27 protein-coding genes and 1 tRNA gene are annotated in these 24,291 nt (G+C 67.8%); 7 read left to right on the top strand and 21 right to left on the bottom strand.

What is annotated here, in order from left to right; genetic code table 11:
* Positions 1-26 precede the first annotated feature (26 nt).
* A complete protein-coding gene (locus T8T98_RS06520) occupies positions 27-350 on the bottom strand; it encodes an FtsB family cell division protein (protein WP_251105708.1) in 324 nt (107 codons plus the stop codon).
* 132 nt (positions 351-482) lie between these two features.
* On the opposite strand from T8T98_RS06520, the gene hppD reads away from it, so the two are divergent.
* From hppD to T8T98_RS06505, 3 genes are all read left to right on the top strand, one after another.
* The gene (gene hppD, locus T8T98_RS06515) at positions 483-1,604 is read left to right on the top strand and encodes a 4-hydroxyphenylpyruvate dioxygenase (RefSeq protein WP_251105709.1); all 1,122 of its coding nucleotides are present in this window, start codon (positions 483-485) and stop codon (positions 1,602-1,604) included.
* Positions 1,601-2,167: a VOC family protein gene (locus T8T98_RS06510; RefSeq protein WP_160732818.1), complete on the top strand. Its 567-nt coding sequence runs from the start codon at positions 1,601-1,603 to the stop codon at positions 2,165-2,167. The genes hppD and T8T98_RS06510 overlap by 4 nt, the downstream gene beginning before the upstream one ends.
* A 63-nt stretch (positions 2,168-2,230) precedes the next feature.
* Complete coding sequence (locus tag T8T98_RS06505; protein ID WP_322295902.1) at positions 2,231-3,094, top strand: mechanosensitive ion channel family protein; 864 nt, start codon at positions 2,231-2,233, stop codon at positions 3,092-3,094.
* A gap of 62 nt (positions 3,095-3,156) precedes the next feature.
* Here T8T98_RS06505 and T8T98_RS06500 read toward each other — a convergent pair.
* Positions 3,157-3,233, bottom strand: a tRNA-Arg gene (locus T8T98_RS06500).
* Positions 3,234-3,279: 46 nt separating this feature from the next.
* Entirely contained in the window at positions 3,280-3,714 is a 435-nt protein-coding gene (locus tag T8T98_RS06495; protein ID WP_251105711.1) for a (deoxy)nucleoside triphosphate pyrophosphohydrolase, read from the bottom strand.
* A gap of 76 nt (positions 3,715-3,790) precedes the next feature.
* On the opposite strand from T8T98_RS06495, the gene T8T98_RS06490 reads away from it, so the two are divergent.
* Positions 3,791-3,973, top strand: coding sequence for a Flp family type IVb pilin (locus T8T98_RS06490; protein ID WP_160732815.1), 183 nt, complete (start codon positions 3,791-3,793; stop codon positions 3,971-3,973).
* Positions 3,974-4,094: 121 nt separating this feature from the next.
* The gene (locus T8T98_RS06485; protein ID WP_160732814.1) at positions 4,095-4,262 is read left to right on the top strand and encodes a Flp family type IVb pilin; all 168 of its coding nucleotides are present in this window, start codon (positions 4,095-4,097) and stop codon (positions 4,260-4,262) included.
* Between the two features lie 82 nt (positions 4,263-4,344).
* Here T8T98_RS06485 and T8T98_RS06480 read toward each other — a convergent pair whose 3' ends face one another.
* The 5 genes from T8T98_RS06480 to T8T98_RS06460 all read right to left on the bottom strand — a co-directional run bounded on the left by T8T98_RS06480 (position 4,345) and on the right by T8T98_RS06460 (position 9,756).
* Positions 4,345-5,820 carry a M48 family metalloprotease gene (locus T8T98_RS06480; RefSeq protein ID WP_251105712.1) on the bottom strand — a complete coding sequence of 492 codons (1,476 nt, stop codon included), beginning with the start codon at positions 5,818-5,820 and terminating at the stop codon, positions 4,345-4,347.
* Positions 5,821-5,923: 103 nt separating this feature from the next.
* Positions 5,924-6,871 (bottom strand): acetyl-CoA carboxylase carboxyltransferase subunit alpha, encoded by a 948-nt coding sequence (locus T8T98_RS06475; RefSeq protein WP_160732812.1) that lies wholly within the window; start codon positions 6,869-6,871, stop codon positions 5,924-5,926.
* A 10-nt stretch (positions 6,872-6,881) separates the two neighbouring features.
* On the bottom strand, positions 6,882-7,763 hold the full coding sequence (locus T8T98_RS06470; protein ID WP_251105713.1) for a tyrosine recombinase: 882 nt from the start codon (positions 7,761-7,763) through the stop codon (positions 6,882-6,884).
* Complete coding sequence (locus tag T8T98_RS06465) at positions 7,763-9,625, bottom strand: hypothetical protein (RefSeq protein ID WP_251105714.1); 1,863 nt, start codon at positions 9,623-9,625, stop codon at positions 7,763-7,765. Before T8T98_RS06465 ends, T8T98_RS06470 begins: the two co-directional genes overlap by 1 nt.
* On the bottom strand, positions 9,622-9,756 hold the full coding sequence (locus tag T8T98_RS06460) for a hypothetical protein (protein ID WP_272916368.1): 135 nt from the start codon (positions 9,754-9,756) through the stop codon (positions 9,622-9,624). Before T8T98_RS06460 ends, T8T98_RS06465 begins: the two co-directional genes overlap by 4 nt.
* 75 nt (positions 9,757-9,831) lie before the next feature.
* Here T8T98_RS06460 and T8T98_RS06455 point away from each other — a divergent pair, with 75 nt between their 5' ends.
* Positions 9,832-10,401 (top strand): shikimate kinase, encoded by a 570-nt coding sequence (locus tag T8T98_RS06455; protein WP_160732809.1) that lies wholly within the window; start codon positions 9,832-9,834, stop codon positions 10,399-10,401.
* Complete coding sequence (aroB, locus tag T8T98_RS06450) at positions 10,392-11,501, top strand: 3-dehydroquinate synthase (RefSeq protein WP_251105715.1); 1,110 nt, start codon at positions 10,392-10,394, stop codon at positions 11,499-11,501. Before T8T98_RS06455 ends, aroB begins: the two co-directional genes overlap by 10 nt.
* Here aroB and T8T98_RS06445 read toward each other — a convergent pair.
* The 13 genes from T8T98_RS06445 to gor form a co-directional block, all read right to left on the bottom strand.
* Positions 11,487-11,939 (bottom strand): DUF488 domain-containing protein, encoded by a 453-nt coding sequence (locus T8T98_RS06445; RefSeq protein WP_251105716.1) that lies wholly within the window; start codon positions 11,937-11,939, stop codon positions 11,487-11,489. The two genes, aroB and T8T98_RS06445, sit on opposite strands and share 15 nt — an antisense overlap.
* Positions 11,939-12,310: a tRNA-binding protein gene (locus T8T98_RS06440; RefSeq protein WP_251105717.1), complete on the bottom strand. Its 372-nt coding sequence runs from the start codon at positions 12,308-12,310 to the stop codon at positions 11,939-11,941. Before T8T98_RS06440 ends, T8T98_RS06445 begins: the two co-directional genes overlap by 1 nt.
* 4 nt (positions 12,311-12,314) lie before the next feature.
* Complete coding sequence (locus T8T98_RS06435; RefSeq protein WP_251105718.1) at positions 12,315-14,369, bottom strand: acetyl-CoA carboxylase biotin carboxylase subunit; 2,055 nt, start codon at positions 14,367-14,369, stop codon at positions 12,315-12,317.
* A gap of 19 nt (positions 14,370-14,388) precedes the next feature.
* Positions 14,389-15,675 (bottom strand): O-acetylhomoserine aminocarboxypropyltransferase, encoded by a 1,287-nt coding sequence (locus T8T98_RS06430; RefSeq protein WP_251105719.1) that lies wholly within the window; start codon positions 15,673-15,675, stop codon positions 14,389-14,391.
* A gap of 13 nt (positions 15,676-15,688) precedes the next feature.
* Positions 15,689-16,708 (bottom strand): biotin synthase BioB, encoded by a 1,020-nt coding sequence (gene bioB / locus T8T98_RS06425; RefSeq protein WP_251105720.1) that lies wholly within the window; start codon positions 16,706-16,708, stop codon positions 15,689-15,691.
* Positions 16,705-17,166, bottom strand: a complete 462-nt coding sequence (locus tag T8T98_RS06420; protein ID WP_237486798.1) for a DMT family transporter — start codon at positions 17,164-17,166, stop codon at positions 16,705-16,707. Before T8T98_RS06420 ends, bioB begins: the two co-directional genes overlap by 4 nt.
* On the bottom strand, positions 17,163-17,294 hold the full coding sequence (locus T8T98_RS06415; protein WP_322295871.1) for a hypothetical protein: 132 nt from the start codon (positions 17,292-17,294) through the stop codon (positions 17,163-17,165). The genes T8T98_RS06420 and T8T98_RS06415 overlap by 4 nt, the downstream gene beginning before the upstream one ends.
* Positions 17,291-19,444, bottom strand: coding sequence for a methylmalonyl-CoA mutase (scpA, locus tag T8T98_RS06410; RefSeq protein ID WP_251105721.1), 2,154 nt, complete (start codon positions 19,442-19,444; stop codon positions 17,291-17,293). Before scpA ends, T8T98_RS06415 begins: the two co-directional genes overlap by 4 nt.
* An 82-nt stretch (positions 19,445-19,526) precedes the next feature.
* The gene (locus tag T8T98_RS06405; protein WP_251105722.1) at positions 19,527-20,312 is read right to left on the bottom strand and encodes an enoyl-CoA hydratase-related protein; all 786 of its coding nucleotides are present in this window, start codon (positions 20,310-20,312) and stop codon (positions 19,527-19,529) included.
* Positions 20,313-20,421: 109 nt separating this feature from the next.
* A complete protein-coding gene (gene mce / locus T8T98_RS06400; protein ID WP_251105723.1) occupies positions 20,422-20,868 on the bottom strand; it encodes a methylmalonyl-CoA epimerase in 447 nt (148 codons plus the stop codon).
* A 69-nt stretch (positions 20,869-20,937) separates the two neighbouring features.
* Positions 20,938-21,231 (bottom strand): hypothetical protein, encoded by a 294-nt coding sequence (locus tag T8T98_RS06395; protein WP_251105724.1) that lies wholly within the window; start codon positions 21,229-21,231, stop codon positions 20,938-20,940.
* Positions 21,228-22,760: an acyl-CoA carboxylase subunit beta gene (locus T8T98_RS06390; RefSeq protein WP_160732798.1), complete on the bottom strand. Its 1,533-nt coding sequence runs from the start codon at positions 22,758-22,760 to the stop codon at positions 21,228-21,230. Before T8T98_RS06390 ends, T8T98_RS06395 begins: the two co-directional genes overlap by 4 nt.
* Before the next feature lie 138 nt (positions 22,761-22,898).
* Positions 22,899-24,263 (bottom strand): glutathione-disulfide reductase, encoded by a 1,365-nt coding sequence (gor, locus tag T8T98_RS06385; RefSeq protein WP_160732797.1) that lies wholly within the window; start codon positions 24,261-24,263, stop codon positions 22,899-22,901.
* Positions 24,264-24,291 lie beyond the last annotated feature (28 nt).

The following is a 24,291-nucleotide window of genomic DNA, read 5'->3' as shown; positions in this document are numbered from 1 at the left end:
GCGGCGCGATTCCGTAAGGGCGGCGCCTATTCGCCGGTTTCGTCGAGGATCAGCACCAGCTCGTCGGGATGGACGACGTTGAAGTTCTGCCGGAGCTGCTCGCCGACGAGGTCGGGATCGGCCTGCGCGGGATCGAGCAGGTCGACCCGGTTCTTCAGCGCGTCCCGCTCCTCCACCAGTTCGGCGATGCGGGCCTGGCGCTGTTCGAGCAGGCGGGCATTCTCCCCCCAGGCGAGCAGCCCGCTGGGCCCGGCAATGGCAAGCGCCATGAGCAGCAGGAGGATCGCGAGGGCCAGCCCCTGCGTCAACTTCTCCCGGGGGAGAGTGATCCTGTGTCCTTCGCGCGTCATGTCGCGACAGAATCACAGTTTGCCCGTGGATTCAAGGCGTTTGTCGCGATTGGCCGCCTGTCCGGACCCGCCCTTGCGCGCGGGCGTCGAATTGGTTACATATGAAACCAATAACCAAGGAGATAGCTTCAGATGCCCGACCTGTTCGACAACCCCGCCGGCCTTGACGGTTTCGAGTTCGTGGAATTCTGCGCACCCGAAAAGGGCGTGCTCGAACCCGTGTTCGAGGCGATGGGCTTCACCCACGTCGCGACCCACCGCAGCAAGGACGTCCAGCTCTGGCGCCAGGGCGGAATCAACCTGATCACCAATTACGAACCGCGCAGTGCCGCGTGGTACTTCGCGCGCGAGCACGGGCCGTCGGCCTGCGGCATGGCCTTCCGCGTGCGCGACGCGGCCAGGGCGTGGGACCACCTGATGGACAAGGGCGCCGAGCCGGTCCACGTCGAGACCGGCCCGATGGAACTCCGCATCCCGGCGATCCGCGGAATCGGCGGGGCCATCCTCTACCTGGTGGACCGGTACGAGAACGAGGACGGCGAAGGCCTTTCGATCTACGACATCGACTTCGAATATCTGCCCGGTGTCGAGAAGCACCCGGCCGGTGCCGGCTTCAAGCTGATCGATCACCTGACCCACAACGTCTACGGCGGGCGGATGAAGTACTGGGCGGACTATTACGAATCGCTCTTCAACTTCCAGGAAATCCGCTATTTCGACATCAAGGGCGAATATACCGGCCTGACCTCGAAGGCGCTGACCGCGCCCGACGGCAAGATCCGCATCCCGCTCAACGAGGAAGGCGATGGCGGCAAGGGCCAGATCGAGGAATACCTGCGCGAGTTCAACGGCGAGGGTATCCAGCACATCGCGCTGATCTGCGACGACCTGATCGCCTGCTGGGACAATCTCAAGAAGCTGGGCGTGCCGTTCATGACCGCCCCGCCCGCGACGTACTACGAGATGCTCGACGAGCGCCTGCCCGGCCACGGCGAGGACGCGAAGGAACTGCAGGCGCGCGGCATACTGCTGGACGGCACGACGGAAGGCGGCCAGCCGCGGCTGCTGCTCCAGATCTTCGCCGAGGCGCAGATCGGGCCGGTGTTCTTCGAGTTCATCCAGCGCAAGGGCGACGAGGGTTTCGGCGAAGGCAACTTCAAGGCCCTGTTCGAGAGCATGGAGCGCGACCAGATCAAGCGCGGCGCGCTGAAGGTCGAGGAGGGCGCGTCCACAGAGGCGGAGCCGGCCGAATGAGCGAGCACCCGATCAGGCTGGGCGGCGTTCACCACGCCGCCTATCGCTGCAAGGACGCGAAAGAGACCGTCGAGTGGTACGAGAAGGTGCTGGGCATGGAATATGTCAGCGCCTTTTCCGAAGACCACGTGCCCTCGACCGGGGAATACGATCCCTACATGCACGTGTTCCTCGACGCCGGGAACGGCAATGTCCTGGCCTTCTTCGAGCTGCCGACGCAGAAGGAAATGGGCCGGGACGAGAACACCCCGGCCTGGGTCCAGCACCTGGCCTTCAAGGTCGGCAGCGAGGAAGAGCTTGTCGCCGCGAAGGATCATATCGAGGGGCTCGGCATCGACGTCCTCGGCCCGACGCATCACGGCATCTTCAAGTCGATCTATTTCTTCGATCCCAACGGGCACCGGGTCGAACTGGCCGCCGATATCGGGACCGACGAGCAATATGCCGAACTGAAGCGCGTGGCGATGCCGATGCTCGACGAATGGAGCCGGACCAAGAAGGCCCCGCGCCACGCCGACTGGCTGCACGAGATCGCCCGCCAGGAGCACGCCTCGCGCTCCTAGGAACGATACCGCGCCCCGGCCCGTTCCCTCTGGAGGCAACAGAGGGAGCATTCATTGAACTACGTGCAGGTGCTGCAGGACGAACTGCAGGAAATGGCCCGGGGCGCGGTCGAACTTCTGCCAAACCTGGCCATCGCGGCCGTCGTCCTGGTGGCGACGGCCTTTCTCGCCCGCCTGGCGGTTTCGATCAGCCGGCGGATCGCCGAGCGGTCCAGCGTCCGCAACGACCTGAAGGAGCTGCTCAAGACGCTGAGCAAGCTCGCCGTGTGGATCGTCGGCATACTGCTTGCGCTGACGATCCTGGTACCGGGCTTCACCTTCGGGGGCGTGGTAGCCGGCCTGGGGATCGGCGCCGTCGCGATCGGCTTCGCCTTCCAGGACATCTTCGAGAATTTCCTTGCCGGCGTGCTGATCATGCTGCGCGAGAAAATGCAGCTGGGCGACACGATCGAGGCCGAAGGTATCAGTGGCACGGTGGAGAAGATCACCCTGCGCGAAACCCACGTTCGCCAGTTCTCGGGCGAGCTGACCATCCTGCCCAACTCGATGATCTTCAAGAACGCGGTGAAGATCTTCACCGATCAGGCCCAGCGCCGGTTCGATCTCACGGTCGGCGTCTCCTACGACAGCGACCTCGCCGCCGTGCAGGACATTCTCACCCGGGCCGTGTCGACGGTCGAAGGGATCGATCGCGAGCGCGGGGCCGAAGTCTATGCCCGCGAGTTCGGCGGCAGCTCGATCGACTTCCTCGTCCGCTGGTGGATCGACACGACCGAGCACAGCCTGTTCGCGGTCCACAACGACGTCGTCTTCACGATCAAGAAGGCGCTGGACGAAGCCGGGGTCGAAATCCCCTACCCCCATGTCACGCACACTTTCGCAGAGCCGGTCCCCCTGCCCGCCGGCGGAAAGGACAGCGGCGCGTGAATCGCCCGGCGACGGCGTCCGTGACGGGCGCCGCTGCTGCGATCCTTGGCGAAAAGGGAAAATGGCGCGCCCGAAAGGATTCGAACCTCTGACCCCCAGATTCGTAGTCTGGTGCTCTATCCAGCTGAGCTACGGGCGCGCTTGGAGGGCGCCACATAGGGGCGGCATTCGGCCTTGGCAATCCCCTATTGTCGGGAAAGTTCGGTTCCCGGGGAAAAGAGCCTGTCGCAAAGCGCCACGTCGAGCGGGGGGCGATCGAGCATCGCGATTTCCCCTGCCGCGAACCAGGCGACCTCGCCGCCTTCCAGAGCCGCCGGCTCCCCGCGCCAGCGCTTGGCGGTGTAAAGAAGAATGACAATGGCCGGCCCGGCCCCGCCGGCCGGGCCCTGGGCGAAGGCGGCAGGGGCCAGCGCAGCCCGATCGACCGCGATGCCCAGCTCCTCGCGAATCTCGCGCACGAGGGCGGCGTCGGGCATCTCGCCGGGTTCGACCTTGCCCCCCGGGAATTCCCACAGGCCGCCGTGGTGCTTGTCGGCCGGGCGCCGGTGCATCAGCCAGCGCCCGTCGTCCCGCTGCAGGGCAAGCGCGGCGACCGCGATCCATGTCGGGGAATTTTCCATCTCGGGCCCGCCTGAAAACCTTTTCTTAACACCTGGGGCCCAAAAGCCCTTCCAGGGACCGTATCGGGGGCGACCAATGCAGTCGAAGCATTTTCTGACACGCATCGGTCGCGACACCCGCGGGGCGACCGCAGTTGAATACGGCCTGATCGTGACCTTGATCGTCGTCGCCTGCATCGGCGCGTTCACGACCGTTGCCGATGAAAGCATCGCGTTGTGGAGCACGGTTTCGACCGAAGTCACGAAGGAAAGAGGCTAGGAGAATATCGGGCCCGCCAGCCCTTAGCATTTTGTCAATTCTCCCCGCGTATTTCCAACAATTGCTCGTTCCGCGTTTTGGAAAGAGTTCGGGTATCGAAGACTGGACCAGGAGACTATACATGAAGTTCATCAACAAGCTGCTCCGCGACGAGCAGGGCGCCACCGCCATCGAATACGGCCTGATCGCCGCCCTGATCGCGGTTGCCGCGATCACCGCCATGTCGACGCTGGGCGACAACCTCTCGGCCACTTTCTCGGCCGTTTCGGACGACCTCGTCGCGGCCTGATCGGCGACGAACCTAGACACGCGAAGGGCGGCGGGAGCGATCCCGCCGCCCTTTTCGCGTCGGCTTGCGGCGCGGCGCGAGGTCAGGTGCCGCGAACGACGATCTTGACCTTCTGCCCGGCACGCAGCGTATCGCGCGAGCCGAGGCCGTTCAGGACGCGGAAGCGCTGTTCCTTCGCGTTGTCGTAGGCCATGCGGTTCGCCAGCGACGCCACCGTCTCGCCGGGGCGCACGGTCACCACGTCGATCCGCCGCGGAACGACCCGGCTTGCCTCGGCCTGGCTGATTCGCCGCATCGAGTTGAACATCGGCGTGAACACGCCCGACCGGCCCGCCTGGCTGATCGTGGCGAAGTGATAGGCCTGGCCGTTCGAGAACTCGTAAGCGAAGACGACCACGTCGACCTGGCCATTGCCGCTGTTGACCCGCGCCGTGCCATAGGCGGCCGGCAGGCCGTTCACGGTCGTGCGCTGCAGGCTCGCCGGGGCCAGGGCCTGGCCGCTGCCGCCCAGCGCGCGGAAGACGTTCCGGACGTAGTTGGAAAGGTTCCCGTCATAGGGCCCGGTGCTCAGCTGGCCCTGCCCGCTCTGGCCGTTGATCGACACCGCGCGCGTGCCGTTGACCATGTAGAAGCCCTGCGGCGCGGTGAATGCCAGCCGCAGCTCGGGATGGATGAACTGCCGGCCCTCGATAATGCCCTGTTCCGGGTCGTCGCCATAGACCAGCCCGTCGATCCGCGCGAGGAAGGTGTCGCGGTTGGTCACGCCGGTGCGGTCGCCCGCCATCTGCCGCGCGGTCTGCACCCGGCTGGCCGGGTCGGGGTGGGTCGAAGCCCATTCGGGCAAAGTCGCGTCTCCGCGCCCTTGCAGCGAGGCATCGAGAGCGTTCTGGGCCGCGAGGCTCTGCAGCACCGTCGCCATTGCGTGCGGATCGTAGCCGGCCCGGGTCAGGTAGGTTACGCCGAGCTGGTCGGCCTCCAGCTCCTGGCTGCGCGAGAAGCGCAGCGTGAGGAGTTGCGAACCCTGAAGGAACCCGCGCGAGAGCTGCTGCCCGATCCCGCTGTCGCCCAGGAAAATGCCCGAGAGGATCGCGCCTGCCGCGCCGAGCAGCGTGTTGCGCTGCGCGCGCGCCTGGCGCCGCTGCGAATGGCGCGCGGCGACATGGCCGACCTCGTGCCCGAGCACGCCGGCCAGTTCCGCCTCGTTGTTCATCAGCGTGACCAGCTGGCGCGTCGTGTAGACATAGCCGCCCGGAATCGCGAAGGCGTTGTTCACCGAGCTGTTGAGCAGGGTGACGGTGAAATCGGATGCCGCGTTGCCGAGGCCGGACTGGACCGCGATGTTGCGCCCGACCTGCTGGACGTATTGCGCGTGCGAGCCGGTCATCGCGCCGCCGAATTCGGCGAGGAGCTTGGGATGCGCCTCGGCCCCGGTCTGGGCTTCGGACTGGGTGATCGGCGTCGATGCGCTGGGGATATTGCCCCCCGCCCCCATGCAGGAGGCCAGGACGAGCGGCAGGGCCGCGGTGCAACCGAGTGCGATCTTCTTCAGGCGGGGCATGGGATCTCGTCTCCTCCGGGCAGGCGCGGCATGCTTGCGGCCGCTGCAATCCATCCTGCGGAACGAACCCCTTCGGCGAGCCCTTGGTTCCCGCCTGCCCCGATCAGGCGCCGCCGATCCGCAGGAAGCGTTCCTCGCGCGCGCGGCGCAGCTCGTCGGCGGAGCGGCCGGCCAGGGCGTCGAGTTCCTCGCCGATCGCCTGCGCCAGGCTGCCCGCAGCGGTCGCGGGATCGCGGTGCGCGCCGCCGACAGGCTCGGGCACGATGCGATCGATCACGCCCAGCTTCTCGAGGTGCTGCGCGGTCACTTTCATCGCTTCGGCCGCGTCGGGCGCCTTTTCCGCCGTGCGCCAGAGGATCGACGCGCAGCCTTCGGGCGAAATGACCGAGTAGATCGCGTGCTCGAACATCAGGACCCGCTCGGCACTGGCGAGCGCGACCGCGCCGCCCGATCCGCCTTCGCCGACGATCGTCGCGACCATCGGCACCGGAAGCGCGAGGCACGCCTCGGTCGAGCGGGCAATGGCCTCCGCCTGGCCGCGCTCCTCCGCCTCGACCCCGGGAAAGGCGCCCGAGGTATCGACCAGCGTCACGACCGGCAGGCCGAAGCGCCCGGCCATTTCCATCAGGCGGATCGCCTTGCGGTAACCTTCGGGCTTGCCCATGCCGAAGTTGTGCCGCAGCCGGCTCTCGGTATCGTTGCCCTTCTCGTGCCCGATCAGCATGACGCGCCGGCCGCCGAGACGGGCAAACCCGCCCAGGATCGCTTCGTCCTCGCCGTAATAACGGTCGCCGCCGAGCGGGATGAACTCGTCGAACGCGTGGTGGACGAGGTCGCGGAAATGCGGCCGCGCCGGATGACGGGCGACTTGCGTCTTCTGCCACGGCGTCAGCGCGGCATACGTGCTGGCGAGCAGGTCGGCGCTCTTGCGCTCGAGCCGCCGGAGCTCGGCCGAGATATCGACGTCGTCGCCTTCGGCTGCGGATCGAAGCTCGGCAATGCGTGCTTCCAGCTGCGCGACAGGCTTCTCGAATTCGAGGTAGGAAATCATGGCTCTGCGCCTAGTCGCGGCGGCCGCGATCGGCAAGGGGATGGCGCTGGTTTACCAGCGCGACCAGGCGCGCGCTGTCGACGTGGGTATAGATCTGCGTCGTCGCGATATCGGCGTGCCCGAGCAGCGACTGGAGAACCCGGAGGTCCGCCCCACCCTCCAGCAAGTGGGTGGCGAAGGCATGCCGCAGGACATGGGGGCTGACCTTTTCCGGGGCCAGGCCGGCGCGGGCGGCGAGGGCCTTCAGGATCTGGAACAGCCGGACCCGCGTCAGGTGCGCGCCCCCTCGCGAGGGGAAGAGGTAACGCCCGCCCGCCGGGCGCAGGGCCAGCCAGCGCGACAGCGCCTGCCGCGCCCGGCCGCCGACCGGCACCATGCGCGCCTGCCCCCCCTTGCCGCTCACGGTCAGGAACGGCGCATCGCGCGGAACGGCCGCCAGCGGCAGCGACACGAGCTCGCTGGCCCGCAGGCCGGAGCCGTAGAGCAGCTCGAGCAGGGCCAGCTGGCGGACGGCGAGCGGCTCGTCGCCGGAAGCTTCCTCCTCCGCGCGCCGGAACAGCGCCTCCACCTCGCCATGGTCGAGAACCCTGGGCAGCGGGCGGCGCGTCGCAGGGCGCGGCAGCGCGGGCGAGGGATCGTCTTCGCGCAGGCCCTCGTCCACCAGGAAGCCGTAGAACTGGCGCAGGGCCGATACCTTGCGCGCGACCGTGGACGGCGCGAGGTCCGCCCAGATCCGGCCCAGGCGGGCGAGATCGTCGCGCCTGGCGCTGTCGAGCGGGCCGACGGCCTCGCTTGCCCCTTCGAGATCGCGCCGATAGGCGGCCAGGGTATTGGCGGCCGCGCCCCGCTGGGCCGCGAGCATGGCGAGGAAATCCTCGACCGCGGCGGTCATCAGGCCCGCGCCACGGCCTCCGCCGCGATCATGCGCGCCTCCGCCGAGAGGCCGACGCGGTTGAGCGAATCGACGATGCGGAACAGGTGGCGCGCGGTCATCCGGTCCCACCCGTCGCCCTGCATCCCCAGGCCCGCGAGCAGCGCGACGAGCGCGGCATTGTCCACTTCGGCCGCGCGGTCGATCGTGCGGGTCCAGCGAGTATGGCGATCGAGGTCGAGCGCGAGGCGATCGGCGAACGATCGCCGCGTGTCGCCATCGATCCGGCCCAGCCCGGCGAGCGCGGCGACGAGAAAGCGCGACTTGCGCTGGCCCGCGCTGTCGTCGTCATCGACGAAGGCGTCGAGCGCACCGCTCGAGACCGCGCTTTCGCCCGGTTCCGCGAGGGCGAGAAGGGCCCAGGCCTGGCTGCCTTCCTCGACCACGCCCGACCATTCCATCGCGTCGCGATCGAGCCCGGCGGTGAGCATCGAGGCGATCAGCGCCGGTGCATCCGCGGCCCACTGGCTCGACGGCGCGAGCCGCGCGGCGGCATAGGCGGTCAGGACCTGCAGGCCGTGATCGCCCTCGTCCATGCCCCAGATCGTCCGCATTGCCTCGACCCGTTCGGCGGCCGTCGGCGCGGCATAGGCCGTGCGCAGGGTGGCGGCCGTTTCCGCGGCCTCGCCCTCGGCGCCGTCGGCCAGGACCTGACTGTAGAGGCTGACGATCGCGGAAGCGGACAGGATGCCCTCCCCCGCGGCCACCCGCGCGCCGGGTGCCCGCTGCGCGGGTGCCAGCATCGGCGAGATCGCGGAGACGCGCTGGTAATAGGGCGCCGGTTCGGCCAGCAGCGATTCGGGGATCTCGGCACCGACGGCCGTGGCCAGCGCGTAACGCCAGGGGGTGATGTCCTCCACCTCGTCCCATTCGAGGTGAACCGCCCGCCGCCCGGCCCCGGCCGCGCCGGCATGGCGCTGGGCCAGGAGCACGTCGATCGCAGGCGCCGTCCCGCGCGAGAGCGCGCGGCTCAGCTCGGTGCCGGCGCGCACCCCCTGCCCGGCGTAGGCGGAACAGATCGAGCGCCAGAGCTGCCATTGCCCGTCCTCGCGCGCATTGCCCTGCAGCTGGATCGCCGGGCAGGCGCCGACGATGTCGGCCGTGGCGATATAGGCATCCAGCGCGGCATCGGTCAGCGCATCGTTCCAGTTGGCCGTGTCGATATCCTGCACGATCGCGCGCGCGGCGGTGTATTCGCCCAGCGCATTGAGCGTCGCGGCCCTCAGCGCGGCGAACTCCACCGGGTCCATCCCCCCGGGCGCGGCGAGGCGGCTGGCGAGGGCCCGGCGCACGAGGATATGGCCCCAGCGCGAAACCAGCGGGCCGCGCGTCCCGGCCAGGACCGCGCGCACCAGCGATTCGGGCTGCGCCGCGAGCGAGGCGGTCGCGAAGCCGCCTTCGCGCGGGCCGATCACGCCGATCCTTTCGAGCGAGCGGCGCGCGGCAGGCGGGATGTCGAACCGCGGCTTCAGCCCCAGCAGCTCGTCGAGCGCATCGGTGTCCATCGCCTCCAGTTCCTCCAGCGAGGGGAGTTCCTCGGGCAGGTCGATCGACGGCGCGGGGGCCGGTGCGGAAGGGCCGTCCTGCGGCAGGGGCTGGACGACCGGCGAACTCGTGCCGGGCGCCGAAGGCGTCGGGGCGGCGGTGGGGGTTGCCGTCGGGCGCGCGGTCGGGGTCGGGCTTGGCTGGGCTGGGCTTGGCTGGGCCGGGGGCGGAGGGTCGTCGAACCCGGGCGGCAGCAGCGATTCCGGCGCGTCCTGTGCCAGGACGAGCGTGGAGCTGAGCGCCAGCAGGGCCGCGCCTGTCGCGAGCGCGCCCTTCATCGCGCAGCCCCGGGCAACGCGACCGGCTGTGCAATGGGGCGCAGCGGCTCTTCCCCGCCGTCGATCCATGCATAGAGCACCAGCGCGGCAACCAGCACCACGATCGCCCCCACGGCACGCCTACCCGTCATTGCCAATCCAGCGGACCTTTCCTGCACACCCTGCATGGTTGCGCGGCATCTAGCCCATCTATAGGCGAAGCGGCAATGACCCATGCCGCCGAAAAGCTCAGCGATGCAGAGATTGCGCGGATCGCCCACCGGATCGATCGGCCGGTGGCGCTGGTCGGGCTGATGGGCGTGGGCAAGTCCACCGTCGGGCGCAAGCTCGCCGCCCTGCTGGGCAAGGACTTCGTCGATGCGGACGAGGAGATAGAGGCCGCGGCGCAGATGAGCGTGTCCGACATCTTCGACCGTTTCGGCGAACCCTATTTCCGCGACGGAGAGCGCCGGGTGATCGCCCGCCTGATCGAGGATCGCCGCGGCGTGATCGCGACCGGCGGCGGCGCGTTCGTGAACGGGGAAACGCGCGCCCTCCTGCTGGACCAAGCGGCCGTGGTGTGGATCGACTGCGATATCGATACCCTGGTGGAACGCACCACGCGCCGCGACGTGCGCCCCCTCTTGCGCGAAGGCGACCCGCACGAGATCCTTTCGCGCCTGCACCGCGAACGCGAACCGTTCTACTCGCAGGCCCATATCCGAATCACTGGCGAAAACGGCCCGCACGTCGATACGGCGATGGCCATTATCGGAGCACTCGACCGATGGCTGTAGTCCCCGTCGAACTGGGCGGACGATCCTACGACGTGCATATCGGGCCCGGCCTCCTGGCCGATGCCGCGGCCCATTGCGCGCCGCTGCTGCGCAAGCGGGCCGTCTCGATCGTCACCGACGCCAATGTCGCCGGCCACTGGCGCGAGCCGGTGGAACGGTCGTTCGCGGCGCGCGGGATCGCGACGCGCTGGCTCGTCCTCGATCCCGGCGAATCGGCCAAGAGCTGGCAGGGGCTGGCGACGGTGGTGGACTGGCTGCTCGCCGGCCAGGTCGAGCGGGGCGATCACGTCGTCGCGCTGGGCGGCGGGGTCATCGGGGACCTGGTGGGCTTCGCCGCCGCGATCCTCAAGCGTGGATGCCATTTCATCCAGCTCCCGACCTCGCTCCTCGCGCAAGTGGACAGCTCGGTCGGCGGCAAGACCGCGATCAATACCGGCGCGGGGAAGAACCTGGTCGGCGCCTTTCACCAGCCCTCGCTGGTGCTGGCGGACCTTTCCGCCCTCGCCACCCTGCCCGGCCGGCAGGTGCGCGCCGGCTACGCCGAAGTGCTGAAATACGGCGTTCTCGGCGATCGCGCGTTCTTCGACTGGCTGGCCGACAACGGCCCGCGCGTGATCGCGGGGGAGAGCGAGGCGCTGGAACATGCCGTCGCCACCAGCGTCGCGGCCAAGGCCCGGATCGTCGCCGAGGACGAACGCGAGACGGCCGACCGGCGCGCGCTGTTGAACCTCGGCCATACTTTCGGCCACGCGCTGGAGGCCGAAACGGGCTTTTCCGATCGCCTGCTGCACGGGGAGGCGGTGGCGCTGGGAATGGTGCTGGCCGCGCGCTATTCAGCGCGCATCGGGCTCATGTCCGCGGACGAGGCGGCGCGCGTGACCGCGGCCGTCGATGCCGCGGGCTTGCCGGGAGAGATCGCCGCGCTCGGCCTCGACTGCGACGGGCAGCGCCTTGCCGACCACATGCTGCACGACAAGAAGATGGACGCCGGCACCCTGCCCTTCATCCTGCTGAAGGGGATCGGCGCGGCCTTCGTGGACCGCGATGTCGCGCTGGCCGACGTGGCCGCCTTCCTCGACGAACAGCTACGCGCGCACTAGCTCAGGCTGGAGATCGACCTGCTCGAAATCGGAGAACAGCGCCGCGACCAGCAGGTTGCGATGGCATTCGCAGGCCTGGCGTTCGTAACACAGCAGCGCCACCCGGCGGGTTTCGGCCAGGGCGCGCAGCTCGGCCATCTGGGCCAGCGCCTCGGGCAGTTCGAGCTGGCCGGAATAGATCCGATCGAGCGCGGCGAGGTCGCCCCGCCGCGCCGCCGCGCGCCCTTCGGACGGGGTGCCGAGATGGCGGAAATGGCGATAGCCGATCCCCGCCTCCTCCACCGCGGCGCGCAGGCTGTTCTTGGAGAAGCCCGGCCTGCGCGACAGCGGCAGGTACCGCACGTCGGCGAGAACCTCGACCCCCGCCTTGGCCAGGCATTCGACCAGCGCGGCCTGGGTGACCTGCTCGTAGCCGATCGTCCAGACGCGCCGGGCCATCAGAACAGGCGCGACCCGTTCGGCACCGGCCTGTCCGGCTGGAACAGCACGACTTCGCCGTTCTCGTCGGCGAATCCCAGCGTCAGGACTTCGGACATCATCGGCCCGATCTGCCGCGGCGGAAAGTTGACCACCGCCGCGACCTGGCGGCCCTCCAGGTCCTCCGGCGCGTAGTTCGCGACGATCTGGGCGGAACTCTTCTTCTCGCCTATCGCCGGCCCGAAATCGATCCGCAGCCGGTAACTCGGCTTGCGCGCCTCGGGAAAAGGCTCGACCGAAACGATCGTGCCGACGCGGATGTCGGCCTTCAGGAAAGTCGCGAAATCGGTCTGCTCCGCTGCGGGGGCGTCGGGCGCATGGCTGAGATGCATCGTCCTATTCCAGCTCCAGTATGACCTCGTCCACCGCGAGGCTGTCGCCCTCGCCCGCGTTGATCCTGCCGACGGTGGCCTGCTTCTCGGCGCGCAGGATGTTTTCCATCTTCATCGCCTCGACCGTCGCCAGCGGCTGGCCGGGCTGGACCTCGTCGCCTTCCGCCACGTGCAGCTTCACCAGGAGGCCCGGCATCGGGCAGATCAGCATCTTCGAAAGGTCGGGCGGCTCCTTCTCGATCATGTGGCCGGCGAGATGCGCGATCCGGCTCTGCAGGATCCGCAGGTGATGGGTGGCGCCGCGCGTGGTCACGGCATAGCCGGTGCGCGTCGGCCGCAACTGCAGGGTCAGCCACTCGCCGTCCCCCTCCTCGCTCCCGCCGTATTCGACCGAGACCGTCGCGTCGCCGGGGGTGTATTCCATCTCCAGCATGACCGGCTCGCCATCGACGGTGATCGCGTCCTCGCCCAGGCGCACCTCGTAAGTGGAGGAGCCTTCCTCGCGCTCGCCGATCCGCACTGTCCAGTCGCCGGGGGCGTAGAACGCGCTGTCGAGCTGCTGGTCGATCCGGCGCGCGCGGTCGGCATCGGCGGTGGCGATCACCCCGCCCACCGCGGCCAGCACGCGCTTGAGCGCGTCCGAAGCGGGCGCGCCGGCGAAGCCTTCCGGATATTCCTCGGCGATGAAGCCGGTCGTCAGTTCGCCCGAGCGGAACCGCGGGTGCTGCATGATCGCGTTGAGGAAATCGACGTTGTGGCCCAGCCCCTCGATCCGGAAGGCGTCGAGCGCGGCGACCTGCAGGTCGGCCGCTTCGTCGCGCGTCGCGCCCCAGGTGACGAGCTTGGCGATCATCGGGTCGTAGAACATCGAGACTTCGCCGCCTTCGAACACGCCGTCGTCCACGCGCACGCCGTCCACGCCGCGGCGGCCGTTCGCCTGCCCGTCGTCGGCCCAGGGCTCGACCGGCGGCTGGTAACGCACGAGGCGCCCGGTGGACGGGAGGAAGCCGCGATAGGGGTCTTCGGCATAGACGCGGTTCTCGATCGCCCAGCCGTCGATTTTCACGTCGTCCTGCGCGATCGCCAGCTTCTCGCCCGCGGCGACGCGGATCATCTGTTCGACCAGGTCCACGCCGGTGATCGCCTCGGTGACCGGATGCTCCACCTGCAGGCGCGTGTTCATCTCGAGGAAGTAGAAGCTTTCCCCGGTCTTGTCGGCGCCGCTGACGATCAGTTCGACCGTGCCCGCGCTGTAATAGCCGACGGCCTTCGACAGCGCGACGCACTGTTCGCCCATCGCCTTGCGCATCTTCGGCGTCACGAACGGCGACGGCGCCTCTTCGACCACCTTCTGGTGGCGCCGCTGGATCGAGCATTCGCGTTCGTTCAGGTAGATCACGTTGCCGTGCTGGTCGCCGAGGATCTGGATCTCGATATGGCGCGGATCCTCGATAAACTTCTCGATGAAGACGCGGTCGTCGCCGAAGGAATTGAGCCCTTCGCGCTTCACGCTCTCGAAGCCCTCGCGTACGTCCTTCTCGCTATAGGCGAGGCGCATGCCCTTGCCCCCGCCGCCGGCGCTGGCCTTCATCATCACCGGGTAACCGATGTCGTTGGCGATCTCGACCGCGTGATCGGTATCGCGGATCTCGCCGACGAAGCCGGGGACGACGTTCACCCCCGCCTCGCGCGCGATCTTCTTCGATTCGATCTTGTCGCCCATCGCCGCGATCGCCTCGGCCGGCGGCCCGATGAAGGCGATGCCCTCCTTCGCCAGCGCCTCGACGAAGCTCGCGCGTTCGGACAGGAAGCCGTAGCCCGGGTGCACCGCCTCCGCCCCGGTCTGCTTGCAGGCGGCGATGATCCTGTCGGCGACGAGATAGCTCTCGGATGCCTGCGCCGGGCCGATATGCACGGCCTCGTCGGCCATGCGGACGAAGGGCGCGCGGGCATCGGCGTCTGAATAGACGGCCACGGTGGCAATGCCCATGCGCCGGGCGGTCTTGATGACCCGGCAGGCGATTTCGCCGCGATTGGCAATGAGGATCTTCTTGAACATCGTCGGTCTTCCCGTGCGCTTAGATCTGGGCCAGGGCCTGGTCGAGGTCGGCAATGATATCGTCCACGTGCTCGACACCTACCGAAAGGCGGACGACGTCGGGGCCTGCGCCCGCCGCCTCCAGCTCGTCGGCCGAAAGCTGGCTGTGGGTGGTCGAGGCCGGGTGGATGATCAGGCTGCGCGTATCGCCGATATTGGCGAGGTGGCTGAACATCCCGACTCCGGAGACGAGCGCCTTACCCGCTTCGAACCCGCCCTTCAGCCCGAAAGTGAAGACCGCGCCGCCGTGCCCGCCGAGATAGCGGTCGGCCAGCGGCTTGTACCGGTCGCCGTCCAGCCCGGCGTAGGAAACCCACGCCACTTTCGCATGGTCCCGCAGCCATTGCGCAACCGCCAGCGCGTTGCTGCAATGCCGCTCCATGCGCAGCGCCAGCGTCTCCATGCCGGTGAGCGCGAGGAAGGCGTTCATCGGGGCCATCGCGGGGCCGAGATCGCGCAGCCCGAGCACGCGGCAGGCGGTGATGAAGGCGATCGGCCCGATCGGTTCGAGCGCGTCGGCGAGCACCGCCCCGTGATAGGAACCGTTGGGCTGGGTCAGGCTGGGGAACTTGTCGCTCGCCTTCCAGTCGAACCTGCCCGAATCGACGATCAGCCCGCCGACCGCATTGCCGTGGCCGTTGAGGAACTTGGTGCAGGAATGGACGACGATGTCGGCGCCGTGATCGAACGGGCGGCACAGCGCGGGCGTTGCCAGGGTATTGTCGACGATCAGCGGCACGCCGGCATCGTGCGCGGCCCCGGCGATCGCCGCGATATCGCTGACCACGCCGCCGGGGTTCGCCAGGCTTTCGATGAAGACGCAGCGCGTCTTGTCATCGATCGCCGCAGCGACATTGGCGGGATCGTCGGCATCGACGAAACGCGTTTCCCAGCCGAACTTGCGGAAGCTTTCGCCGAGCTGGTTGAGCGAGCCGCCGTAGAGCTTCTTCGCGGCGACGATGTTGCAGCCCGGCTCCATCAGCGTGTGAAACGCAATCAGTTGCGCGGCATGGCCCGACGCCACGCCGAGAGCCCCGACCCCGCCTTCGAGCGCGGCAATCTTCTTTTCCAGCGCATCGTTGGTAGGGTTCATGATGCGCGAATAGATATTGCCGAATTCCTGCAGGCCGAACAGCCGCGCGGCGTGGTCGGGATCGTCGAAAACATAGCTTGCCGTCTGGTAGATCGGCGTGATCCGCGCCTTCGTCGTCGGATCGGGCTCCTGCCCGGCATGGATCGTCAGCGTTTCCAGCTTCTGTTCGGTCATCGTCTCCCTTTCCTTACTCGGCCGGCTCGCAGGCGCCCTGGCAGGAAGCCGTACGCATCGGTTCATCCTGCTGCAGGGCCGTCAGCCCGAGCTTGGCGAAGAGCGCGGCGTCGGTATCGTCGCCGGCATTGGGGGCGGTCAGCAGCTTGTCGCCGGTGAAGATCGAATTCGCCCCTGCCATGAAGCACAGCGCCTGCGTCGCTTCGCTCATGCTCTCGCGCCCGGCCGAAAGGCGCACCATGCTCATCGGCATGCAGATCCGCACCACCGCCACGGTACGGACGAACTCGATATCGTCGATCTTCGCAAGCGGCGTATCGGCGAGCATGTCGCCCAGCACCGTGCCCTTGACCGGCACCAGCGCGTTGACCGGCACGCTTTCGGGATGGCGTTCGAGCGTGGCGAGCGTGTGGACGAAGCCGACGCGGTCGTCGCGCGTCTCGCCCATGCCGACGATCCCGCCGCTGCAAACGTTGATCCCCGCATCGCGCACGTTCTGCAGCGTATCGAGCCGGTCCTGGTAATTGCGGGTCGAGATCACGCGCTCGTAATATTCCGGGCCCGTGTCGACATTGTGGTTGTAATAATCGAGCCCGGCTTCCTTGAGCATCTCGGCCTGCTTGGGCGTCAGCATGCCCAGCGTCATGCAGGTCTCCATCCCCATGGCGCGCACGCCCTTCACGATCTCGACGATCGCGGGCATGTCGCGGTCCTTGGGGTTGCGCCACGCAGCGCCCATGCAGAACCGCTGGCTGCCCGCATCCTTGGCCTGTGCCGCCGATTGCAGCACGCGCTGGACGTCCATCAGCTTGGTCGCCTCGACCCCGCTGTCGGCCTTCACGCTTTGCGAACAATAGCCGCAATCCTCCGGACACCCGCCGGTCTTGATCGACAGCAGCGTGCAGAGCTGCACCTGCTCGGGCGGATGGAACTCGCGGTGGACGGTGGCGGCCTGGAACAGCAATTCCGTAAAAGGAAGATCGAACAGCGCCGCGATCTCGTCACGGGTCCAATCGGTGCGGATATTGGTCATACGGGTTTCCTGGCTAGGTAGAGGCCGACTGCCATGACTACCAGGCCCAGCGCGCGCTTGGGGGTGATCGCGCTCTGGATGGAGCCAAGCAGGCCGAAATGGTCGATGATCGCCGCAGCGACGATCTGGCCGAGCAGCACGAAAAAGATCGCGTTGCCCAGGCCGATACGCGGGGCGGAGAATGCCACCGAAGTGGCGTAGAACAACATCACGAGCGCCCCGATCCACAACCAGGGCCGCTCGAAGGTGAAGGCACTGGCAGCGGGAAAGCCGGTAAAGGCCAGCATCGCGCTGGCGATCACGAATCCAACCGCGAAAGTCACCGCGGTCGCGGCGACGGGGCCGCCGAGCTGCTGGCCCAGTGCGGCATTCAGCGCGGCGAACACGGGAATGCCGAGCCCCGCGGCGAACATCATTGCCGCGATCGGCACGAAGGCGCTGGAGGTCGGCGCGCTCATCTGGGCAGAGCCGTGTCATGCAGCGTTTCGTCGATCGTGATCGGCAACGCCACGGGCGCATCCTGCACCTTGGCAGGCGCCGCCAAGGCAAGCGCCCAGGCAGCATCCGCGACGGCGGAAGCCTTCATTCGGCCGCCTCGTCGAGGTCTTCGCCCGCAGGCGGCATGTTGTGGCCGAGGAGGCGCAGCACGTCCGCCGCGCATTCGACGACGTTGCTGCCCGGGCCGTAGATGCCCTGGACCCCGGCATCGCGCAGGAAATCGTAGTCCTTCTGCGGGATCACGCCGCCGGCGACGACCTTGATATCCGCGCGGCCGGCGTCCTTCAGGTGGCCGATCAGTTCGGGGATCAGCGTCTTGTGCCCGGCCGCGAGGCTGCTCGCCCCCACGGCATCGACGTCGTTCTCCAGCGCCATCGCCGCTGTCTCGCGCGGGGTCTGGAACAGCGGGCCGGAGAGCACCTCGAACCCCATGTCGGCGAAGGCGCTGGCGATGACGTTGGCCCCGCGATCGTGGCCGTCCTGCCCCATCTTCGCGACCATGACCTTCGGCTTGCGCCCCAGCCTGCGGGCGACCGCGTCCACCCCCCGCAGGACCTGTTCGTAGCGTTCATCGCCGGCATAGGCGCGCGAATAGACGCCCTTCACCGGCGTCGGCATCGTGTCGTAACGGCCGAAGGCACGCTCCATCGCGGCCGAGATTTCGCCCAGCGTCGCGTCGTGACGCGCGGCCTCGACCGCCAGCGCCAGCAGGTTCTCGTCCCCCTCGGCACCGTGCGCCAGCGCATCCAGCGCGCGCTGGCAGGCCTGCTCGTCGCGCGCCGCGCGCACCTGCTCGATCCGGGCGATCTGGCTCTGGCGGACCTTGTGGTTGTCGATATCGAGCGTGTCGATCTCGTCTTCCTGGTCGCGGCGATACTTGTTGACGCCGACGATCACGGTCTCGCCGCGGTCGACGCTCGCCTGCTTGGCTGCCGCGGCCTCCTCGATCTGCGCCTTGGGTTTGCCGCTCGCGACGTACTCGGTCATCCCGCCCGCCGCCTCGACCTCGTCGAGCATCGCCTTGGCCTGATCGACCAGCGCGGCGGTGAGGCTCTCGATGTAATAGCTGCCGCCCAGCGGATCGGCGACATTGGTGATCCCGGTCTCTTCCTGGATCACCAGCTGCGTGTTGCGCGCGATGCGGGCGGAGAAATCGGTCGGCAGCGCGATCGCCTCGTCCAGCGCGTTGGTGTGGAGCGACTGCGTGCCGCCCAGCACCGCCGCCATCGCCTCGATCGTCGTGCGGATGACGTTGTTGTACGGGTCCTGCTCCTGCAGCGAGACGCCGCTGGTCTGGCAATGGGTGCGCAGCATCTTCGACTTGGGGTTCTGCGCGCCCAGTTCGGTCATGACATCGTGCCACAGATGGCGCGCGGCGCGCATCTTGGCGATCTCCATGAAGAAGTTCATGCCGATGCCCCAGAAGAAGGACAGGCGCGGCGCGAAGGCATCGATATCGAGCCCGGCCTCCATCGCGCGCTTCGCATATTCCTTGCCGTCGGCGATGGTGAAGGCGAGTTCCTGCACCGCCGTCGCCCCGGCTTCGTGCATGTGATAGCCGCTGATCGAGATGCTGTTGAACCGCGGCATGTTGGCCGAAGTATAGGCAATGATGTCGGAGACGATCCGCATGCTCGGTTCGGGCGGGTAGATATAGGTGTTGCGGACCATGAACTCCTTGAGGATGTCGTTCTGGATGGTCCCCGAAAGCTTCTCCTGCGCCACGCCCTGCCGCTCGCCCGCGACGATGTAGAACGCCATGACCGGGATCACCGCGCCGTTCATCGTCATCGACACGCTCATCTGGTCGAGCGGGATCTGGTCGAACAGGATTTCCATGTCGCGCACGGTGTCGATCGCGACGCCCGCCTTGCCGACATCGCCGACGACGCGCGGATGGTCGCTGTCGTAGCCGCGGTGGGTGGCGAGGTCGAAGGCGACCGACAGGCCCTTCTGCCCGGCGGCGAGATTGCGGCGATAGAAGGCGTTCGATTCCTCGGCCGTGGAGAAGCCGGCGTACTGGCGGATCGTCCACGGGCGCCCGGTGTACATCGAGGCGTAGGGGCCGCGCGTGAACGGCGCGATGCCCGGCACGCCCGGGTCCAGATCGGCGGTATCCTGCGAGGTGTAGAGCGGCTTTACCGCGATCCCTTCGGGCGTATGCCAGGTCAGGTCGCGCCCCTTGACCTCCTTGTCGGCAAGGGGCTTCCAGTCTTCGTAAGTCGGCTTGTCGGTCATGCGCTTCCCCTAAACACAATCGTATGCACAGGGGAAGAGCGGGCCGCGCGGCTTGCCCCGCTGCCCCGGGCGGCCCGGCCGGTCACTCGCCCTTGAAGGCGGGCTTTCGCTTCTGGAGGAAGGCCATGCCGCCTTCCATCGCGTCCTGCGTCGCGGCGGCGCGCCGCTGCCCCTCGGCCTCGGCCAGGAGGACCTGGTTGACCGTGCCGTCGAGCGCGGCGGCGATATTCGCCTTCATCGTGGCGTAGGCGACCGTGGGCCCGTTGGCGAGCCGCTCGGCCAGGCCCCGCGCCTCGGCCATCAGGGCATCGTCGTCCACCGCCTTGTAGATCAGGCCCCAGTCCTCCGCCTGCTCGGCGCCGATCTTCTCGCCGAGCATCATCATCCGCGTCGCCCGCGCCCGCCCGATCGCGCGGCTGAGCAGCCAGGTCGATCCGCCATCGGGCACGAGGCCGATATTGACGAAGGCCTGGAGGAAATAGGCGCTCCTGCCCGCGAGCACGAAGTCGCCCGCCAGCGCGAGCGAGCAGCCGATCCCCGCCGCCGGGCCGTTGACCGCGCAGACCACCGGCACCGGCGCGCGCAGGATCTGGCTGATCGCGGGGTTGTAATGGTTCTGCAGCGCGCGATGGCTGCCGCCGCTGGCCTGGAGCGCGCTGCCCTCCCCCCGCGCGGACAAGTCGGCGCCGGAACAGAACCCCTTGCCCGCGCCGGTGATCAGGACCGCGCGCGCATCGCCCAGGTCGTAGAACGCGCTGCCGATCTCGTCCGCCATCTGCGGCGGCATCGCGTTCAGCCGGTCGGGCCGGTTGAGCGTGATGGTGACCAGCGGCCCTTCGTTCTCGACGATGATGGTTTCGTAGCGCACGCGTCTCTCCCAAGCGTTTCGTTTCGCAACCGAGAGTGGCGGCGAAGTCCGCCGCGCGCAAGCCCGTTGGCCGCCAGGCCCGGGGCTGCGAGCGGCCCGGCCGCGCCGGTCAGTGGCCGGCGGCTTTCGGCGTTTCCATGATTTCGGTGAGCTGGCCCATCATGTCCTTGGGATGGAGGAAGAAGATCGGCGTGCCATGCGCGCCGATCCGCGTGGGGCCGAGGATGCGCTTGCCCTTCCCTTCGAACCAGGAACGCGCCTGCTCGATGTCCTCGACCTCGTAACAGAGGTGATGCTGCCCGCCCTGCGGGTTCTTCTGGAGGAATCCGGTCAACGGGCTTTCGGGTCCGAGCGGCTCGATCAGCTCGATCTGCGTGCCCTTCCCGACCTCGCCCTGCGCGTCGGGCGTATCGACGAAGCAGACCTTCACCCCCTGCTCGGCAAGGTCGAACGGTTCATGCGCGATCGTAGCGCCCATGACGTCGCGGTAATAGCGCAGCGATTCCTCGATGCTCGGGGTGGCGACCCCGATATGGTTCAACCGTCCCAGTTTCACGCGCCATCTCCCATCAAGTCGTCAGGCCGAGCCTGCCCCGGCATGGATCGCCGCCGCTGCCGCACCGGTTCACTGTGCCCCGTCGAAGAAAAGCGCAAGCGCCCCGACGATCGCGCAAACCCCGATCAGGGCCGTCACCGCCACCTGCAAGGCGAACAGCATCGGCTCGCTATCGCGGTCGGCGCGGAGGCCCTTCCAGTCATACGTGCCGGTTTGCAGCGAACGGGCGACGGTCCAGGCGCAGAAGATCGATCCGGCGAAGAACACCAGCGCCACGAAGTCCAGCGACAGGGTCACTTCCTGCCCCCACATCGTGGCGGTGATGCCATCCGCGTCCGCGATAGGCTTCTCGGCAGGCGTCACAACGGAATATTGTCGTGCTTCTTCCACGGGTTCTCGAGCTGCTTGCCTCGCAGCTTCCTCAGGCCCAGCGCGATCCGGCGGCGGGTCGAGTGCGGGTAGATCACCTCGTCGATATAGCCGCGGCTTGCCGCCACGAAGGGGTTGGCGAAGCGGTCTTCGTATTCCTTCGTCTTCTCGGCGATCTTGTCGGGATCGTCGCGGTCCTGGCGGAAGATGATCTCCACCGCGCCCTTCGCGCCCATCACCGCGATTTCCGCCGTGGGCCAGGCATAGTTCAGGTCGCCGCGCAAATGCTTCGACGCCATCACGTCGTAGGCCCCGCCGTAGGCCTTGCGGGTGATCACGGTGATCTTGGGCACGGTCGCCTCGGCATAGGCGAACAGCAGCTTGGCGCCGTGCTTGATGATCCCGCCCAGTTCCTGGCTCGTGCCGGGCAGGAAGCCGGGCACGTCGACGAACGTCAGGATCGGGATGTCGAAGGCATCGCAGAACCGCACGAAGCGCGCGGCCTTCTTGCTCGAATTGATGTCGAGCACGCCCGCGAGCACCATCGGCTGGTTCGCCACAACGCCCACCGTGCGCCCTTCCACCCGGCCGAAACCGCAGATGATATTGGCCGCGTGGGCCGGCTGGATCTCGAAGAAATCCCCTTCGTCCAGCGTCTTGCGGATGACTTCGTGCATGTCGTAGGGCTGGTTGGCATTGTCGGGCACCAGCGTATCGAGCGAAGGTTCCTCGCGGTCCCACGGGTCGGCGGTCGGCCGTTCGGGCACGTCCTCGCGGTTCGACAGCGGCAGGTAGTCGAAGAAATTGCGCGTCTGCAGCAGCGTCTCGATATCGTTCTCGAACGCGAGGTCGGCCACGCTGGTCTTGGTCGTGTGGGTGACCGCGCCGCCCAGTTCCTCCTGCGAGACGACTTCGTTGGTGACGGTCTTCACCACGTCGGGCCCGGTGACGAACATGTAGCTGGAATCCTTCACCATGAAGATGAAGTCGGTCATCGCCGGGGAATAGACCGCCCCGCCCGCGCATGGCCCCATGATCAGGCTGATCTGGGGAATGACGCCGCTCGCCAGCACGTTGCGCTGAAAGACCTCGGCATAGCCGCCCAGCGAGGCGACGCCTTCCTGGATGCGCGCGCCGCCGCTGTCGTTGAGGCCGATGACCGGGGCGCCGACCTTCATCGCGGTATCCATCACCTTGCAGATCTTCTCCGCGTGGCGCTTGGACAGGCTGCCGCCGAAGACGGTGAAATCCTGGCTGAAGACATAGACCAGCCGCCCGTTGATCGTGCCCGATCCGGTGACCACGCCGTCGCCGGTGATCTTCTGGTCCTGCATCCCGAAATCGACGCAGTCATGCTCGACGTAAGTGTCGAGTTCCTCGAAGCTGCCTTCGTCGAGCAGCACGTCGAGCCGTTCGCGGGCGGTGAGCTTGCCCTTGGCGTGCTGCGCATCGATGCGCTTCTGCCCGCCGCCCATGCGGGCGGCTTCGCGGCGGCGTTCCATTTCGGCGATATTGGCTGACATCGGCATCCCTGCAGTTGTTCTCCGGCCGGCCTAGCGGGCGGTGCAAGCGAGCGTCAATCTCTCATGGCGGCCGCCGCGCGCCGCCCGGGGGCTTTCATGGCCGGCCGCCGCGCACCGCATCCCCTGGGGGCTGGCGGACTAGCGCAGCAGGACCAGCTCTTCCGCCATCGTCGGGTGGATCGCCACGGTCGCGTCGAAATCGGCCTTGGTCAGCCCGGCCTTCACCGCGACCGCCGCCGCCTGCATGATCTCGGCCGCTTCGGGCCCGATCATGTGAATGCCGAGGATGCGGCCCGAATCCTCGTCGCACACCATCTTGTAGAGGCTGCGCTCGTTGCGCCCGGCGAGGACGTTCTTCATCGGCCGGAAATCGGACTGGTAGACGCGCACCGAGCCGTAAGTGTTGCGCGCCTGCCCCTCGGTCAGGCCGACCCCGGCGAGGGGCGGGTGGCTGAAGACCGCGCTGGGGATGCAGGTGTGGTCCACCGCCACCGGGTCGCCGCCGCCGAACACGGTATCGGCGAAGGCCTGGCCTTCGCGGATCGCGACGGGCGTCAACTGCACGCGGTCGGTCACGTCGCCGACGGCGTGGATGTGATCGACGCTGGTCTTGCTGAACCGGTCGACCACGATCTCGCCCTTGTCGCCGGTCTTCACGCCGGCCTTGTCGAGGCCGAGCCCCTCGGTATTGGGCACGCGCCCGGTGGCGAAGAGGACGCAATCGACCTCCAGGTCGTCGTGATTGGTCATCGAAACGCGCAAGGTGCCGTCGTCGGTCTTCTCGATTCCGCGGAATTCGGCGTGGAAGCGGAAATCGATGCCCTTCATCATGCTGATCTGCAGCAGCCGGTCGCGCAGCGCCTCGTCGTAGCCGCGCAGCAGCTGGTCGCTGCGGTTGATGATCGTGACGTGGCTGCCGAACTCGTTGAAGATGCCGGCGAACTCGTTGGCGATATAGCCGCCGCCGGCGATCAGGATGCGCCTGGGCAGGGTTTCGAGGTGGAACGCCTCGTTGCTGGTGATGCCCAGCTCGTTGCCCGGGCAGTCGGGCACGTGGGGCCGGGCGCCGGTCGCGATCAGGATATGCCTCGCGGTGACCGTCCTTCCGCCCGAAAGGCGGATCTCGTGCGGGCCGGCCAGTTCGGCGCGCTCGTTGATCACCTCGACCCCGTGGTTGTCGAGCGTCTCGGTATAGAGGCCGTTCAGGCGATCGACGTCGCGCAGCACGTTGTCGCGCAGCGTTTCCCAGTCGAAGCGCGCGTTCTCGATCGTCCAGCCGAAAGCCTGCGCGTCTTCCAGGTCTTCGGCGAAATGGGCGCCGTAGACCAGCATCTTCTTGGGCACGCAGCCGCGGATGACGCAGGTCCCGCCGACGCGGTGCTCCTCCGCCACGGCGACGCGCGCGCCATGCGAGGCGGCGACGCGGCTGGCGCGAACGCCCCCCGAACCCGCGCCGATCGTGAACAGGTCGTAATCGTATTCGGGGGAAGTCTTGCTCGCCATCGCTGCGCTCCTGTTGCCGGGAGCGCGC

It is taken from the genome of Pelagerythrobacter marinus, from assembly GCF_034375205.1.
In the GTDB taxonomy this organism is placed as follows: Bacteria; Pseudomonadota; Alphaproteobacteria; order Sphingomonadales; family Sphingomonadaceae; genus Pelagerythrobacter; species Pelagerythrobacter marinus.
Note: the sequence above shows the minus strand (reverse complement) of the source record. Positions and strands in the feature narration are given on the sequence as shown.